Below are 14,394 nucleotides of genomic sequence, written 5' to 3' on the forward strand. Positions count from 1 at the left end.
CACGACTGCTAGGTCTAGCAGCCCCGCTAGCAACCGAAACAGCCACTGATCAGCCAACTAGCGTCTAGCGGCCCACCTGCAACCACCCCCGAAAACCACCCTGGAAGGGGAGGTCACCCCGTCATGCTCACCACTAGCGCCCTCATCCTCGCCACGCTCGCCGGTTACGCACTGTTGTGTGCCGTCAAGCCGTTCGGACCGTGCCGCAAGTGCCAGGGCACCGGCATCCGGGAGGTCCGCAAGGGCATCAAGGCCTGCCGCCGCTGCCACGGCGACCGCTACCGGCTGCGCGTCGGCCGCCGGCTGCTCAACGCCAGTCGCGAGATCCACCGCACCGGCAACCGCTGATCAATGTCATGGGACCGGTGATCACCCGCCTAACGGCAGCCTCGCCGTGCAAGGGCTCGCCAGCGCAACCACCGGTCCGTGTCCCCAAGCTTGCGAGCACCCGGGGCCCGCGCAGCCTACCCAGCCGCCTCACCCAGCCGTCAAAGGAGTTACGGCATGGCCGTGACCGTCTCGCTCGTCGCCCTCTTCGGACTCGTCATGTTCTTCCTGCTGCGCTCCCACAGCCTCAGCGCCGGCAGCGCCTTCACCGCAGCCGGATTCGGCTTCTTCCTCGCGGCGCGGCCGAACCCATCAACCGGCTCGTCGCCGCACTCGTCGACGCCATCCCGGACATCTGAGGCACCGACTACCAGCAACGCCAAGGGCGGCCCGCTTCTCGCCAAAGTCCCGGGCCGCCCTGCTCTCCAGTCCACGAGTAGACCTATGGAGGTCTCCAGCATGACTCATCCCATCCCCATCCGGCGAGACGGCGCCCGGCCGCGTCTGCTGGACGCGTTCTGCTGCCAGGGCGGCGCCGGCATGGGCTACCACCTTGCCGGGTTCGACGTGACCGGCATCGACACCAGCCCCCAGCCCCGCTACCCCTTCACCTTTGTCCAGGGTGACGCGGTCGACTTCATCCGTGAGCACGGCGCGGAGTTCGACTTCATCCACGCCTCCCCGCCCTGCCAGTTCTACAGCGACACCCAGCGCCTGATGGGCAACGCTCACCCGGACCTGATCGCCCCCACCCGGGCTGCCCTGGAGTCCACGGGCCGCCCGTACGTCATCGAGAACGTACGGGGCGCTGTGCCTCACCTGAAGGCGCCGGTCATGCTGTGCGGCGGCATGTTCGGCATGGCGACCTACCGGCACCGCTGGTTCGAGGCCGGGCTGTGGACGCTCACCATCCCCGAGCACCCGGTGCATGCCGCGCCGGTCGCCAAGATGGGGCGCCCCATCCCGCCCGGCCACTTCGGGCAGTTCGTCGGCAACTTCTCCGGAGTCGCCCACGCCCGCCGCGTCATGGGCGTGGAGTGGATGAACCGCGACGGCATCCGCGAGTGCATCCCCCCGGCCTACACCCAGCACATCGGCGCTCAGTTCCTCGCCCGCATCCACGTGGCGGTGGCAGCGTGAACGACCTGCTGAACGCCGCCATGGACGCAGCCTCACGCGGCTGGCACGTCTTTCCACTCCGTCCCGCCGGCAAGCGACCTGCCCTCCACGGCGAGGACAACTGCCCCCGCACAGGGCAGTGCGCTGACGGCCACAGCAAGTGGGAACAGCGCGCCACCACCGACCCCCACCGCATCCACCAGGCGTGGGACAACCGGCCGTTCAACATCGGGATCGCCACCGGCCCCAGCAGACTGCTGGTCGTCGACCTCGACATGCCCAAGGCAGAAGACAAGAGCAGTACGGACACGCCTAGCGGCGTGACGACCTTCGAGGCGCTCTGCGAGCGCACCGGGCAGGCCATCCCCACCACCCGCACCGTGCGGACTGCGAGCGGCGGCAGGCATCTCTACTTCGCCGCCCCGCCCGGGGTTCGGCTGACGAACACGGCGGGCGCCCTCGCCCCGCTGGTCGACACCCGAGCCTGGGGCGGGTACGTCGTCGCCCCGGGCAGCATCACACCCACGGGCGCCTACGACGTCCTGGACCCCGCGCCGGTAGCTCAAGCCCCGGGATGGCTGCTGGAGGCCCTCAAGCCCACACAGCGCCCCGCACCACCCCTCTCCCTCCCCGTGCCCGGATGTGCCACCCGCCGAGCCCAAGTCGTCCTCGAACGCGAGACGGCGGCCGTCGCATCGGCTCAAAAGGGCAGGCGTGAGGCGGAGTTGTTCCGGGCGGCACGCGCCATGGGGCGGTTCGTCGCGTGGGGCGACATCCCCCGCCACGTGGTCGAGGAGGCCTTTCAGGCAGCGGGGGCGGCAGCCGGACTCAAGCCGTACGAGTGCCGCTCCACCCTCCGCAGCGCCCTGAACTGGTCCATCCGCACCTGCCGGCCCCGGGAGGCAGCATGACCACCCCCGGCCGCCCCAGCCTGAAAAGCCACACCAGGTCCAGCGACCAGCCGCACACCGCCACCCCGCCCGCGCTCCACACGGCTGTGGGCGGCCGAAAGAGCGTCACCGAAGGCGTCCCTTCTGCTCTTCGCCCTGACCCGCACCCGGACGACGGACGGCGGCCGGTCGGCTGGCTCCACATCACCGCACCCGGACGCGGCGCCATCCCTTCCGCCCGCTCCTGGTGCGCATGCGGCCGCGACCGCTTCACCACCGGACAGCAGCGTGTCTTGGCCCTGATCGCCGACCACACCACCCACCGCACCCACTGCCCCCAGCACACGGCCAGCCAGGAAGGACAGGCAGCATGACCAACCCGACACTGCCCACCAACGGGCCCGCCCTGCTCGCCGAGGTGGAAGCCTTCCACCGCCGGTTCAACGTCTTCCCTCGCGAAGCCGCCTACGTCGCCGTCGCCCTGTGGGACGCCCACACCCACCTCCTGGACGCGTTCGACTCCACCCCGCGTCTCGCGTTCCTGTCCCCCGAACCGGGGTCAGGCAAGTCGCGGGCCCTCGAGGTCGTGGAAACCCTCGTCCCGCGCCCGATGCTGGCGGTGAACGCCCGTGCCGCCGCGCTGTTCCGGTCCGTCTCCGACCCGGCCGGCAGGCCCACGATCCTCTTCGACGAAATCGACACCGTCTTTGGTCCCAAGGCCGGGGACAACGAGGAACTGCGCGGCTTCCTCAACGCCGGCCACCGCCGCTCCGGGGTCACCTACCGGTGCATCGGGGACGGCGGGAACCAGACCGTGGTGGAGTTCCCCTCCTACACCGCCGTCGCCGTTGCCGGACTCGGATACCTCCCCGACACCATCACCACCCGCTCGATCATCATCCGCATGCGCCGCCGCGCCAGGAACGAGAAGGTCGAGCCGTTCCGGGCCCGGCTGCACGAGGCGGAAGGCAACAAGCTGCGCGACCAGCTCGCCCAGTGGGCCGACCAGGTCCGCGATGACGTGACGGGCCGGTGGCCCGAGATGCCCGAAGGCGTCACCGACCGCCCCGCCGACGTGTGGGAACCGCTTCTCGCCGTCGCGGACGCCGCCGGCGGTGCTTGGCCCGAGCGCGCCCGCCAGGCGTGCGTGGAGCTGGTCAACGCCTCCCGAGCGGACGACAAGGGCAGCCTCGGTATCCGGTTGCTCACCGATCTGCGAGACCACGTCCTGGGCGGCATCGACCGCCTGCCGACCGTCGCCGTCCTGGACCGGCTGTGCGCACTGGACGAAGCACCATGGGCAGACATGAGCGGCCGGCCGCTGGACTCCCGCACCCTGGCCAAGATGCTCGCCGAGTACATGACCAGCGACAACACCCCCATCAAGGCCCGCAACATCAAGACCGCCGGGACCGTCCTGAAGGGCTACTACGCGACCGATCTGCACGACGCCTGGCAGCGGTACTGCCCCCCACCCCCCTCCAGGGCCGCTACCTCCGCTACCTCCGCTACCTCCCAGGTCAGCGAGCCGGAAACGGTAGCGGAAGGGCTCTTCACGTCTGCTACCTGAGCGCTACCGGCCCCGCGCCCGCAACGGCCGGGGCCGGTAGCGGCTGCATCCGCTACCGCTACCCCCATCCGCTACCTCAATCCTGCCCTTGACCAGGGCGGTAGCGGAGGTAGCGGAGGTAGCGGACCTGACAGCAAGGGGCCTACCCCTCCGTTTACGACGAAGGAGACACAGGCATGGACACGCCACCGGCCTCCGCGGCACAGCGCCGCCTCCACCGCGTCGAAGCCGCCGCCGAGCTCCTGGGAGTGAAGCGGTCTACGGCATACGAAGAGATCCGTCTCGGACGGCTCCGTACCGTCCGCATCGGGCGGCGCCGCCTCGTACCGACCGAATACATCAACGACTACGTCGAACTGCTCAAGTCCGAGGCTGAGTCAGCGGCATAACAGCAGCAGAACGTCAGCGGAGTCACGCCAACGCACCGGCGTGACTCCGCTGTTCTTTGGAAGGCACATATGACCGAGGAGACCGCGCGTTCCCGCAAGGCGGCAAACGGAGAAGACTCGATCTACTGGGACAAGTCCAAGAACAGGTACATCGGCGCCGTATCACTCGGATACACACCCTCCGGAAAACGCAACCGCGTGAAGGTTTCCGGCAAGACGAAGACTGAGGTTCGGCAGAAGCTGCGAGAGGTCAAGAGAGAGCTCGAAGTCGGAGTCAGGAGGCCAGCCAACTACACGGTGGAGTTGGCAGTCCAAGACTGGCTGACCCGAGGGTTGCGAGGCCGGGACGTCGAGAGCCTGAAGACCTATCGCAGCCTGGCAAAGAACCACGTCATCGCTGACCTAGGCAGGGCCAAGCTACGTGACCTACAGGCGGAAGACCTCGACGACTGGCTACAGGGGAAGGCCCAGGTACTTTCTCATCAATCGTTGAGGATGGTTCGCTCGATCCTCCGTCGTTCCATTAAGCGTGCTCAGCAGACGGGCAAGGTCACACGCAACGTCGCCGAACTCGTCGAACTGCCTGAAGGCCGGCCCGGGCGACCGAGCAAGTCACTGACGCTGGAGCAGGCTGAGAGAGTCCTCCGCGCGAAGGAAGGAACGTGGATCCACACCTACGTCGTGCTGGCTCTACTAGTCGGCATCCGCACAGAAGAGGAGCGGGCGCTGACCTGGCCGCACGTGCACACTTCAACGGAGGATGGGACGCGGCCGCACCTGGATGTGTGGCGATCAGTACGTCGCAGAGGTGAGACAAAGACCAGGCTCAGCCGTCGCTCGCTCGCCATGCCCCAGCAAGCAGCGGCCGTGCTCGATGCCCATCGAACCCGACAGCAGCAGGCGTGTGCCGCTGCCGGCATCGACTGGCCCAAGGATGGGCTGGTCTTCCCAGACGACAACGGTGAGCAGCGGACGTCGCCGAACGTACTGCACCACCTGAGATTGCTTCTGAAGGAGGCCGGATGCGAGAACCCGAGGCACTGGACGACCAGAGAGCTGCGAACCAGCTTCGTCTCCCTACTCTCGGACCATGGCATGCCGATCGAGGTCATCGCGCGCGTCGTCGGCCATAGCGGCACAATGACGACCGAACGCGTCTACAGGAAGCAACTGCGCCCGGTCATCACCCAGGGAGCGGAGGCCATGGACGACATCTTCGGCCCAGGCGTGTCCGACGAGGGAGAGCGCGACCACGGGGCCTGATTTCCGGTGCCGTGGCTCCCTGTTTGGCTCCCGACTTCATAGTGGCTCCCGTGCCCACCGGCTCTGAGCTGCACGAAAGCCGCTGTGGGCGGGAGCCATGCCGTTACCGCAGGGGTAATGCGGCAGGCCCGCCGACGGCCGGGCGCCACCGATCCGCGGCGGTGGCCGGTCCACCGGAGCGAGGCGTTACGGCGGTCGGCGTCGTCCACGATCTTGGCGATGCCGACTTCACCGTCCCGATCGACGATGAAGTGATCCGGCACAGGGACTTCCAGCTGTTCGCCGAGCAGGTGACCACGCCCGCCGAGCTCCAGTCGGCCTGCTACCGGTTCGCCGCGGCACTCCACCGGGCCCCGCCGTAGCGGCCTGATCAGCTTCCGAGCAGGTCCCGGACGCTGCGCTCGGTCCAGTGGCCCGCCGCTCCGGGGCAGGCGGCGAGGTACGCGGCGACGGTGGCGGCGTCCCAGGCGCCCGCCGCGAGGAGGCCGGCGGCGAGGTGGCGGAGGTAGTCGGCGGAGGGGCTGTTCCACTCGACGTCGTGCATGCTCCAGGGGGCGGTGAAGGTGAGCATGGGCAGCCCGTCGAGGGTGCCGGGGCGGACGAGGGTTTCGTAGCGGCCGTCGCCCAGCACCGCCCGGCCGTCATGGAGGACGTCGGTCAGGTCGAGGTCGGTGTCCGGGCCGGGCTCGCGGTACATCTCCTGGGCGGCGATGTCGGAGAACTGCTCCGCGGTGATCCGGTGCGCCCGGGCCAGGACGCGGCCCTCGGCGTCCGGGTCGTAGAACGCCCGGCCGCCGGTCCACACCGGGGACTCGGTGGCGAAGTACAGGGCCCCCTCCAGCTCCACGGGGACGGACGCGGTCGGCAGGCGGCGGTCGCGGCAGCCGGGGTAGGTGCGGGCCCCGCCCGGGGGTGTACCGCCGACGATGTAGTGGGCCAGGCGGTCGACGTGCGTGTTGGAGCCGTAGGACGTGTACCAGACCTCCGTCGTCATGCGTCGAACGTAGCGGGCGCGGCGCGTGAAGCTGCGCTGTTGACCCGCTTAAGAAAACCTCGATGGACGCGGCGGGCGCGGGTCGGCAGATTGGTGCGCGTTCACGATCTCCACCGAACCCTGCCGCCTGGAGCCGCACTCATGAAGGCACTCGTCAAGCACAAGGCCGAGCCCGGTCTCTGGCTCATGGACGTCCCGGAGCCCGAGACCGGCCCCGGTGACGTGCTGATCAGGGTGCTGCGCACCGGGATCTGCGGTACGGACCTGCACATCCGCTCCTGGGACGGCTGGGCCCGGCAGGCGGTGTCGACGCCGCTGGTGCTGGGGCACGAGTTCGTCGGTGAGGTCGCGCACGTCGGTGCCGACGTGTCGGACATCGCGGTCGGCGATCTGGTCAGCGGTGAGGGACACCTGGTGTGCGGCAAGTGCCGCAACTGCCTGGCGGGCCGCCGGCACCTGTGCCGGGCGACGATCGGCCTGGGCGTCGGGCGGGACGGCGCGTTCGCCGAGTACGTGGCGCTGCCCGCGTCCAACGTGTGGGTGCACCGCACGAAGGTCGACCTGGACGTCGCCGCGATCTTCGACCCGTTCGGCAACGCGGTGCACACCGCGCTGTCCTTCCCGCTCGTCGGCGAGGACGTCCTGATCACGGGCGCCGGCCCGATCGGGATCATGGCGGCGGCGGTCGCCCGGCACGCGGGTGCCCGCAATGTGGTGATCACCGATGTGAGCGACTCGCGGCTGGAGCTGGCCCGCAAGGTGGGCGCGACGCTCGCCGTGAACGTGGCGGAGAGCAGCATCGGCGAGGCGCAGCGGCAGCTCGGCCTGCGCGAGGGCTTCGACATCGGCCTGGAGATGTCCGGCCGGCCGGAGGCGATGCGGGACATGGTCGCCAACATGACGCACGGCGGCCGGATCGCGATGCTGGGCCTGCCCGCCGAGGAGTTCGCCGTCGACTGGTCGAAGATCGTCACCTCGATGATCACGGTCAAGGGCATCTACGGCCGGGAGATGTTCGAGACGTGGTACGCGATGACCGTGCTGCTGGAGGGTGGTCTCGACCTCAGCCCGGTGATCACCGGCAGCTACGGCTACCAGGACTTCGACGCCGCGTTCGACGAGGCGGCCACCGCCCGCAGCGGCAAGATCATCCTCGACTGGACCGTCTGACCCTCTTTAGGAGCTATCCCTTATGTACGCGTCCGTCCGCGACGAGCTGCGCGCCACCCTCGACGAGATCCGCGACGCCGGTCTCTACAAGCCGGAGCGGGTCATCGGCACCCCGCAGAGCGCCAAGGTGTCCGTCCCCTCCGGTGACGTGCTGAACTTCTGCGCCAACAACTACCTGGGCCTGGCCGACCACCCCGAGGTGATCGCCGCGGCCAAGGAGGCACTGGACCGCTGGGGCTACGGCATGGCGTCCGTGCGGTTCATCTGCGGTACGCAGGACGTGCACAAGGAGCTGGAGCGGAGGCTGTCGGCGTTCCTCGGGCAGGAGGACACGATCCTGTACTCCTCCTGCTTCGACGCCAACGGCGGTGTCTTCGAGACGCTGCTCGGCCCGGAGGACGCGGTGATCTCCGACGCCCTCAACCACGCCTCCATCATCGACGGCATCCGGCTGTCCAAGGCCCGCCGCCACCGGTACGCCAACCGTGACATGGCCGACCTGGAGAAGCAGCTCAAGGAGACGCGGGACGCCCGGCGGCGCCTGATCGTCACCGACGGCGTGTTCTCGATGGACGGCTATGTGGCGCCGCTGCGGGAGATCTGCGACCTCGCCGACCGGTACGACGCGATGGTCATGGTCGACGACTCCCACGCGGTCGGGTTCGTGGGCCCGGGCGGGCGGGGCACCCCGGAGCTGCACGACGTGATGGACCGCGTCGACATCATCACCGGCACCCTCGGCAAGGCGCTCGGCGGCGCGTCCGGCGGCTACGTGGCGGCGCGCGTGGAGATCGTCGCGCTGCTGCGCCAGCGGTCGCGCCCGTACCTGTTCTCCAACTCCCTCGCCCCGGTGATCGCCGCCGCGTCGCTGAAGGTCCTGGACCTGCTGGAGTCCGCCGGTGACCTGCGGGAGAAGCTGGAGGCCAACACCAAGCTGTTCCGTACGGAAATGACGGAGGCGGGCTTCGAGATCCTGCCCGGTGACCACGCGATCGCCCCGGTGATGATCGGTGACGCGGCCGAGGCGGGCCGGATGGCCGAGCTGCTGCTGGAGCGGGGCGTGTACGTGATCGGCTTCTCGTACCCGGTGGTGCCGATGGGGCAGGCCCGCATCCGGGTGCAGCTGTCGGCGGCGCACTCGACCGAGGACGTTCGGCGGGCGGTGGCGGCGTTCGTCGACGCGCGGGCCGCGATGGCCGGCTGACGGCTGAGGGACAATGGCTGGGTGATCGACCCCCGGCGACTGCGCGTCCTGCGGGCCGCGGCGGACCACCGTACGGTGACCGCCGCGGCCGCGGCGCTGTACCTGACCCCGTCCGCCGTCTCGCAGCAGCTCGCCGCGCTGGAGCAGGAGACGGGGCACGTGCTGCTGACCCGCAGCGGCAAGGGCGTACGGCTGACGGCGGCCGGCGAGATCCTGCTGGAGCACGCGAACGAGGTCCTCGCGCAGCTGGAGCGGGCGGAGGCGGAGCTCGCGGCGTACGCGAGCGGAAGCACGGGCGAGGTGACGGTCGCCGCGTTCGCGACCGGGATCGCGGAAGTGCTGGCGCCCGCGATCGGGCGGCTGGCCGAGGCGCACCCCGGCATCCGGGTGCGGGTGCGGGACGCGGAGGGCGACGAGTCGCTGCCTCTGGTGCTGGACGGCGAGGCCGACGTGGCCGTGGCGGTGGAGTACCGGGGCGCGCCCCGCGAGGGTGACCGGCGCCTCGCGCGCGTGCCGCTGTACGCGGAGCCGTTCGACGCGGTGCTGCACGCGGGGCATCCGCTGGGGCAGGAACCGGAAGTGGCGCTGGCGTCGCTCGCGGACGCGGACTGGATCGCGCCCTACCCGGGCAACCCGTGCCACGACATGGTGCTCCTCGCCTGTGAGCTGGCCGGCTTCGACCCCCGGCTGGTCCACTCCTCGGACGACTTCCGCGCGGTGGTCGCCCTGGCCGGCGCGGGCGCCGGTGTGGCGCTGGTGCCGCGCTCGGCTCTGCGGGGCATCGAGCTGAAGGACGTGGTGGTCCGCCCGGTCGCGGGCCCGGCGGCGTTCCGGCGCGTGTTCGCGGCGGTGCGGCGGGGCGCGGAGGACCACCCGCTGATCCGGCCGGTGCTGGACGCGCTGGCGGGCGCGGCGCGGGGGTTGTCGACACGGGGCGGGTGACGGGCGCGGCCCGGCGTGCGGTGACGGCGAGCCCGGTCATGCGGGTCGGGGGCGTTCCTTGGCCGTGACCGGGCGTGCGGTGCCCCTCCGGCCCGAGAACCCTTCAGCGGAGCCGGAACACCGGGCCCTGCGCGGTGAACGGCAGCCTCGCGCCGTCCGGGACGAGATAGGCGTGCTCGCGGCGGACGCGGAGCGTGTCGCAGTACCCGTCGGTGATGATCAGCACGGGTGCCGTGGGCGGGAAGTCCTCGGCGCGGTGGATCAGGTCCACGCCCGGCTGGAGGACCGTGCCTCCGCGGCCCCGGACCCGTACCCGCCCGGCGATTTCGGTGGGCGGCAGGTATCCGGCGTCATAGGGGGCCGCGTCGCAGAACACCACCCGCGCCGCCGGTACGTCCCGGGCCTCCGCGTACGAGGCGATCGCGCCGAGCGCCTTGCCCAGCAGCCGCCGGTCCATGGAGCCGGACGTGTCGAGGACGACGCCGAAGGTGCACCGAGCGATCTCCTCGGGCGGGAAGTACCGCCCGGCGCGCGGGATGTCGGGCGTGGACGCCTGGCGGCGGGCCGGCCGGGCGTAGCTGCGCACCGGCTCGGGGCGGGGCACGAACTCGTCGAACCAGCGCGCCAGTCGGGCGTCCCACGGCACGGGCGGGTGCGACAGTGCCCGGATCTCCTCCACGAGGCCGGCGGGCAGCAGCCCGCGCTCACCGTCCACGTGCAGGTCGAAGCCCTGCACCAGGCCACGCCGGTAGAACTCGTCCAGGTCGACGTAGTCGCGGACGCGCCCGCCGAGCGACTCGCCCAGCACGTCGCCCACGCCCTTGCCGCGCAGCGTGGCCAGGCGCCGCGTCCGGCGGGCGTCGGTGACGATCCGGTCGTACACCTCCTCCGCGGACAGGCCCTTGAGGTCCGGGTCGTACAACAGCCCTTCGGGCATGGTGCCGACGCGCATCTCGACGAGCCAGCCGTTGATGACGTAGTCGGCGGCGACATTGAACAGGTACGGGTCGCGGGCGCCGCGCCGGTCACCGTGACGCAGCGCGGCGTGGAGCATCTCGTGCGCGAGGACGAACCGCCACTCCTCGTCGTCGTACCGCCGCAGCGGGTTGAGGTAGATCTCGCCGAGCGTGGGGTCGACGGCGGCGATCGCGATGCCGTGGGCGCGGGCGAGTTCGGCGTCGGCGACCAGGGTCATACCGGCCGCGATGCCGCCGAGCAGCGGGTAGGAGGAGACGAACCAGCTCAGTGCCCGGTCCCAGGGCTGCTTCGGCCGGATCTCGCCGGTGAGCGCGTCGCGCCGGCCGCCCGCGACGTCCATCGCGGCGGAGACGGTACGGGTCAGGGCGTGCGCGAAGGCGAGCTGCCAGTCGGGCGGGGTGTGCCAGGTCGCCCACGGGACGAGGACCTGGTCCGGCTGGTCGCCCGCCGTCCCGTGCCGGGCGAATGCGTCGGGGACGCCGCTCTTGCGCCATCGCGCGGCGAGCTGCTCCTCGTCGCCGTCGGGGTAGCTCGTGGGCAGGTCCTCGGGTGCGCGGCCGACGTGGAGGGTGAGCAGGAAGCGGTTGACGACGGTGCAACGGGCGGCGAGGTCACAGCGGTCCGGCTGCTCGCGCCGCCTGGCACGGTCGGCGGGCACGTGGCCGAAGCCGAGGTGGAGGAGGCAGTGGGCGAGGGCCCAGGCCCAGTCGGCCGGGTCGGCGCGGCGGTCGGGGTGGGCGTGGACGCGGCCGTTGGAGTCGACGGCGGCCAGGCCGTGGCGGGGGCCGAGGTCGCAGTCGCGGCTGCGGCAGATGTCGGCGTCCAGTGCGGCGAGCGCCGGGTTGCGTTTGACGACGGCGAGCCCGGCGAGGAAGGCCTCGGCGGCCGGGTCGTTGCGCTTCTTCTTGGCGGACGGCGCGGGAGTCACCGGCGGGCCTCGACCAGCCGCGGCATGTCCCGGGCGGCCTCGACGAGGAACCACGCGGGCAGCACGGGCTGTCCGTCGGCGTCGTCGGCGATGACGGTCTGGGCGACCTCGACGGAGATCTCGGCGAGCTGCACGAGCAGCGACTTCGCACGGTGCGCGGCCTGCCGGAGGGCGGGCGGGACGTGGCTCTTGTCGGCGGGGAGTTCCTTGATGAGGCGGCCGCGGAAGGCGTCGGCCAGGTAGTAGAGGAGGTCGCGGTCCTCGACGCGGTTCGGCCAGGAAGCGTCGCCCTTGATGATGGCGTCGATGCCGTACGCGTGCCGCACGATCTTGGCGTATCCGCAGAAGGAGACGGCGTGCGCGGGCGTGAGGGTGCCGTGCGCGACGATCTTCAGCGTGTCCTCGTCCAGCGTGGGCCCGAAGGAGTGCAGCGCGTCGGAGAGCATGTGCCAGGAGCGGGGGGTGGAGAACGGCTCCTCGGTCTTGGGCGGCTGCGACCAGAGGTGGTGGGGGCGGTCCGTGAGGTAGTCGGTGACCCACGGGTGGATGCCGCTCTCGCCCGCCCACACGAGCCAGTCGGCGGCGGACGCCCGCAGGTGGACGTGGGTGAGACGGTTGACGAGCGCGGAGGCGATGGGGCGGGCCAGCGCGTTGTCGGTGGCGCGGTTGCCGGCGCCGATGACGATGGACCCGGCGGGCAGCTCGTAGTTCCCGATGCGCCGGTCGAGGATGAGCGAGTAGAACGCCTTCTGCACGTCGGGGGTGGCGGCGTTCAGCTCGTCGAGGAAGAGGCAGTAGGGCTCGTCGCGCGCGATGGCCTCGGGCGGGCAGAACACGGACTTGCCGTCGCGGATCTGCGGGACGCCGATGAGGTCCTCGGGCGCGAGCTGGGTGCCGAGCAGGCTGACGCACTCCAGGCCGAGGGACTCCGCGAACTTCCGCACGAGGGACGACTTGCCGATGCCGGGCGCGCCCCACAGGAACACGGGGCGTACGGTCGCGAGGCCGAGCAGCAGCTCGGGGATCCGGGCGGGCGTGACGGTGACGGCGGCCTGCAGGGTGTGCTCCTGGGTGGGCGGGGTCCGGTGCGTTGCCCGACCGGATTGCCGGGCCCGCCCAGTGTGGGCGCCCGCCCCCGCCCGGCGCAGCCGATTTTCCGGTGGGCGGCGCCGAGGCCCACCCGCCCGCGGCGGGCTTGCCGGGGTTACGCGCGGTGTTTGCGGGCGGACATCCAGGCGTAGACCAGTACGCCCGCGAAGAGGAACAGCACACCCTGGTAGACGGCCGCGTAGCCGGAGCCGGCGACCAGCCACATGGAGAACGCGAAGGCGACGATCGCGAGGACGGCGTCGCGGACGAGGCGGGGCCGGTGGACGCGGTCGGACCGGCCGGAGGCGAGGAAGTAGATCTGCGCGGCGGTCGACAGCAGGTAGGGCACCGTGGCGGTGAAGGTGGTGACGAGGACCAGGATCTCGAAGACGCCCTCGGAGCCGGCCGTGTAGTTGTAGACGGTCAGCAGGGAGGCGAGGACGACGGTGACGAGGACGCCGTACGTGGGGACGCCGCGCCGCTTGTGCGTGAACATCGTCGGGAACAGGCCGTCCTTGGCCGCCGCGTACGGGGTCTGGGCGCTGAGCAGGGTCCAGCCGTTGAGGGCGCCGACCATGGAGACGAGGGCCATGCAGGCGACGGCCGTTCCGCCCCAGGAGCCGCCGAACATGGTGTTGACGGCGGCGGAGAAGGGCGCGCTGGACTCGACGAGCCGGTCGTGGGCGACCAGGCCGAAGACGGAGAGGGTGCCCAGCAGGTAGATGACGGCGGCGCCGAGCGTGCCGAGGATGGTGGCGCGGCCGACGTTGCGCTGCGGGTCGCGGACCTCGCCGGCGCTGACGGCGGCCGACTCCACGCCCAGGTAGCTGAAGAGCAGGATGGCGGCGGACGCGGACACCGCGCCGACGGCGCTGGAGTCGCTCGCCTGGAAGGGCCCGAGGTTGGCGGAGTCGAAGAAGAACAGGCCGCCGACGGCCACCAGCAGGAGCGGGACGAACTTCAGCACGGTCGCGACGATTTGGACGGCGCCGACGTATCGCGTGCCGGCCAGGTTCGCGAGGGCGGGCAGCCACTGGAGGGCCAGTGCGGCGGCGATGGTCGCGGCCGTGGAGTCCTGCACGGGGACGAGGACGTCGAGGTAGCCGACGGCGGCGACGGCGAGTGCCGCGTTGGAGACCCAGGTGGTGATCCAGTACGACCAGGCGGAGAGGAAGCCGGCGAAGTCGCCGAAGGCCTCGCGGGCGTAGATGTAGGGGCCGCCGGTGAGGGGGTGCCGCCGGGCGAGCCGGCCGAAGACGAGCGCGAGGGCGATGGCGCCGACGGTGAGGACGGCGAAGGCCACGAGGCTGATGGTGCCGTAGGGGGCCACGGAGGCGGGGAGGAGGAAGATCCCCCCACCGATGATGTTGCCCATGACCAGGGCTGTCGCGATGGGCAGTCCGAAGCTGCGGGCGTGCTTGGACCGCTCGTCGGGGGTGGGGTCGGTGATCATGGGGGTGGTGCTCATGGGGGGTGGTGCGCCTTTCGCCGTACAAACCTGAACATGGTCAGGTACGGCGAACGCTGCACC

At 71.0% G+C, this 14,394-nt stretch carries 15 protein-coding genes; 10 read left to right on the plus strand and 5 right to left on the minus strand.

Going from position 1 to position 14,394, the window contains the following annotated elements; all coding sequences use genetic code 11:
• Positions 1–123 precede the first annotated feature (123 nt).
• Positions 124–348 carry a hypothetical protein gene (locus tag ACZ6C1_RS07485; protein ID WP_469238748.1) on the plus strand — a complete coding sequence of 75 codons (225 nt, stop codon included), beginning with the start codon at positions 124–126 and terminating at the stop codon, positions 346–348.
• Positions 349–497: 149 nt separating this feature from the next.
• Here the strand turns inward: ACZ6C1_RS07485 and ACZ6C1_RS07490 are convergent, their stop codons facing one another.
• Positions 498–788: a hypothetical protein gene (locus tag ACZ6C1_RS07490; protein ID WP_469238750.1), complete on the minus strand. Its 291-nt coding sequence runs from the start codon at positions 786–788 to the stop codon at positions 498–500.
• On the opposite strand from ACZ6C1_RS07490, the gene ACZ6C1_RS07495 reads away from it, so the two are divergent.
• From ACZ6C1_RS07495 to ACZ6C1_RS07520, 6 genes are all read left to right on the plus strand, one after another.
• A complete protein-coding gene (locus ACZ6C1_RS07495; protein ID WP_469238752.1) occupies positions 787–1,467 on the plus strand; it encodes a class I SAM-dependent methyltransferase in 681 nt (226 codons plus the stop codon). The two genes, ACZ6C1_RS07490 and ACZ6C1_RS07495, sit on opposite strands and share 2 nt — an antisense overlap.
• A gap of 20 nt (positions 1,468–1,487) precedes the next feature.
• Entirely contained in the window at positions 1,488–2,357 is an 870-nt protein-coding gene (locus ACZ6C1_RS07500) for a bifunctional DNA primase/polymerase (protein WP_469239083.1), read from the plus strand.
• Positions 2,354–2,710 carry a hypothetical protein gene (locus ACZ6C1_RS07505; protein ID WP_469238754.1) on the plus strand — a complete coding sequence of 119 codons (357 nt, stop codon included), beginning with the start codon at positions 2,354–2,356 and terminating at the stop codon, positions 2,708–2,710. Before ACZ6C1_RS07500 ends, ACZ6C1_RS07505 begins: the two co-directional genes overlap by 4 nt.
• Entirely contained in the window at positions 2,707–3,906 is a 1,200-nt protein-coding gene (locus ACZ6C1_RS07510; RefSeq protein ID WP_469238756.1) for a DUF3631 domain-containing protein, read from the plus strand. Before ACZ6C1_RS07505 ends, ACZ6C1_RS07510 begins: the two co-directional genes overlap by 4 nt.
• 176 nt (positions 3,907–4,082) lie before the next feature.
• Positions 4,083–4,295 (plus strand): helix-turn-helix domain-containing protein, encoded by a 213-nt coding sequence (locus tag ACZ6C1_RS07515; protein WP_469238758.1) that lies wholly within the window; start codon positions 4,083–4,085, stop codon positions 4,293–4,295.
• A 69-nt stretch (positions 4,296–4,364) separates the two neighbouring features.
• A complete protein-coding gene (locus ACZ6C1_RS07520) occupies positions 4,365–5,558 on the plus strand; it encodes a site-specific integrase (RefSeq protein WP_469238763.1) in 1,194 nt (397 codons plus the stop codon).
• Between the two features lie 370 nt (positions 5,559–5,928).
• Here ACZ6C1_RS07520 and ACZ6C1_RS07525 read toward each other — a convergent pair whose 3' ends face one another.
• Positions 5,929–6,552, minus strand: a complete 624-nt coding sequence (locus ACZ6C1_RS07525; RefSeq protein WP_469238765.1) for a histone deacetylase — start codon at positions 6,550–6,552, stop codon at positions 5,929–5,931.
• 141 nt (positions 6,553–6,693) lie between these two features.
• Here ACZ6C1_RS07525 and tdh point away from each other — a divergent pair, with 141 nt between their 5' ends.
• The 3 genes from tdh to ACZ6C1_RS07540 are packed head-to-tail and all read left to right on the plus strand — an operon-like array spanning position 6,694 to position 9,868.
• Positions 6,694–7,722 carry an L-threonine 3-dehydrogenase gene (gene tdh, locus ACZ6C1_RS07530; RefSeq protein ID WP_469238767.1) on the plus strand — a complete coding sequence of 343 codons (1,029 nt, stop codon included), beginning with the start codon at positions 6,694–6,696 and terminating at the stop codon, positions 7,720–7,722.
• 22 nt (positions 7,723–7,744) lie between these two features.
• Positions 7,745–8,926: a glycine C-acetyltransferase gene (locus tag ACZ6C1_RS07535; RefSeq protein ID WP_469238769.1), complete on the plus strand. Its 1,182-nt coding sequence runs from the start codon at positions 7,745–7,747 to the stop codon at positions 8,924–8,926.
• Positions 8,927–8,947: 21 nt separating this feature from the next.
• Complete coding sequence (locus tag ACZ6C1_RS07540) at positions 8,948–9,868, plus strand: LysR substrate-binding domain-containing protein (RefSeq protein ID WP_469238771.1); 921 nt, start codon at positions 8,948–8,950, stop codon at positions 9,866–9,868.
• A gap of 103 nt (positions 9,869–9,971) precedes the next feature.
• On the opposite strand, the gene ACZ6C1_RS07545 is transcribed toward ACZ6C1_RS07540, so the two are convergent.
• The 3 genes from ACZ6C1_RS07545 to ACZ6C1_RS07555 all read right to left on the minus strand — a co-directional run bounded on the left by ACZ6C1_RS07545 (position 9,972) and on the right by ACZ6C1_RS07555 (position 14,331).
• Positions 9,972–11,774 (minus strand): vWA domain-containing protein, encoded by a 1,803-nt coding sequence (locus tag ACZ6C1_RS07545; protein ID WP_469238772.1) that lies wholly within the window; start codon positions 11,772–11,774, stop codon positions 9,972–9,974.
• A complete protein-coding gene (locus tag ACZ6C1_RS07550; protein WP_469239085.1) occupies positions 11,771–12,832 on the minus strand; it encodes an ATP-binding protein in 1,062 nt (353 codons plus the stop codon). Before ACZ6C1_RS07550 ends, ACZ6C1_RS07545 begins: the two co-directional genes overlap by 4 nt.
• 146 nt (positions 12,833–12,978) lie before the next feature.
• Complete coding sequence (locus ACZ6C1_RS07555) at positions 12,979–14,331, minus strand: amino acid permease (protein ID WP_469238774.1); 1,353 nt, start codon at positions 14,329–14,331, stop codon at positions 12,979–12,981.
• Positions 14,332–14,394 lie beyond the last annotated feature (63 nt).

The organism is Streptomyces sp. NPDC041796, assembly GCF_055590785.1.

Excerpts from the sequence above, each read along its gene's own strand:
- tdh (WP_469238767.1), top strand. The coding sequence starts at position 6,694 with ATGAAGGCACTCGTCAAGCACAAGGCCGAGCCCGGTCTCTGGCTCATG.
- ACZ6C1_RS07500 (WP_469239083.1), top strand. The coding sequence starts at position 1,488 with ATGGACGCAGCCTCACGCGGCTGGCACGTCTTTCCACTCCGTCCCGCC.
- ACZ6C1_RS07525 (WP_469238765.1), bottom strand. The coding sequence starts at position 6,552 with ATGACGACGGAGGTCTGGTACACGTCCTACGGCTCCAACACGCACGTC.
- ACZ6C1_RS07520 (WP_469238763.1), top strand. The coding sequence starts at position 4,365 with ATGACCGAGGAGACCGCGCGTTCCCGCAAGGCGGCAAACGGAGAAGAC.
- ACZ6C1_RS07490 (WP_469238750.1), bottom strand. The coding sequence starts at position 788 with ATGCTGGAGACCTCCATAGGTCTACTCGTGGACTGGAGAGCAGGGCGG.
- ACZ6C1_RS07515 (WP_469238758.1), top strand. The coding sequence starts at position 4,083 with ATGGACACGCCACCGGCCTCCGCGGCACAGCGCCGCCTCCACCGCGTC.
- ACZ6C1_RS07505 (WP_469238754.1), top strand. The coding sequence starts at position 2,354 with ATGACCACCCCCGGCCGCCCCAGCCTGAAAAGCCACACCAGGTCCAGC.
- ACZ6C1_RS07495 (WP_469238752.1), top strand. The coding sequence starts at position 787 with ATGACTCATCCCATCCCCATCCGGCGAGACGGCGCCCGGCCGCGTCTG.
- ACZ6C1_RS07555 (WP_469238774.1), bottom strand. The coding sequence starts at position 14,331 with ATGAGCACCACCCCCATGATCACCGACCCCACCCCCGACGAGCGGTCC.
- ACZ6C1_RS07510 (WP_469238756.1), top strand. The coding sequence starts at position 2,707 with ATGACCAACCCGACACTGCCCACCAACGGGCCCGCCCTGCTCGCCGAG.
- ACZ6C1_RS07535 (WP_469238769.1), top strand. The coding sequence starts at position 7,745 with ATGTACGCGTCCGTCCGCGACGAGCTGCGCGCCACCCTCGACGAGATC.
- ACZ6C1_RS07485 (WP_469238748.1), top strand. The coding sequence starts at position 124 with ATGCTCACCACTAGCGCCCTCATCCTCGCCACGCTCGCCGGTTACGCA.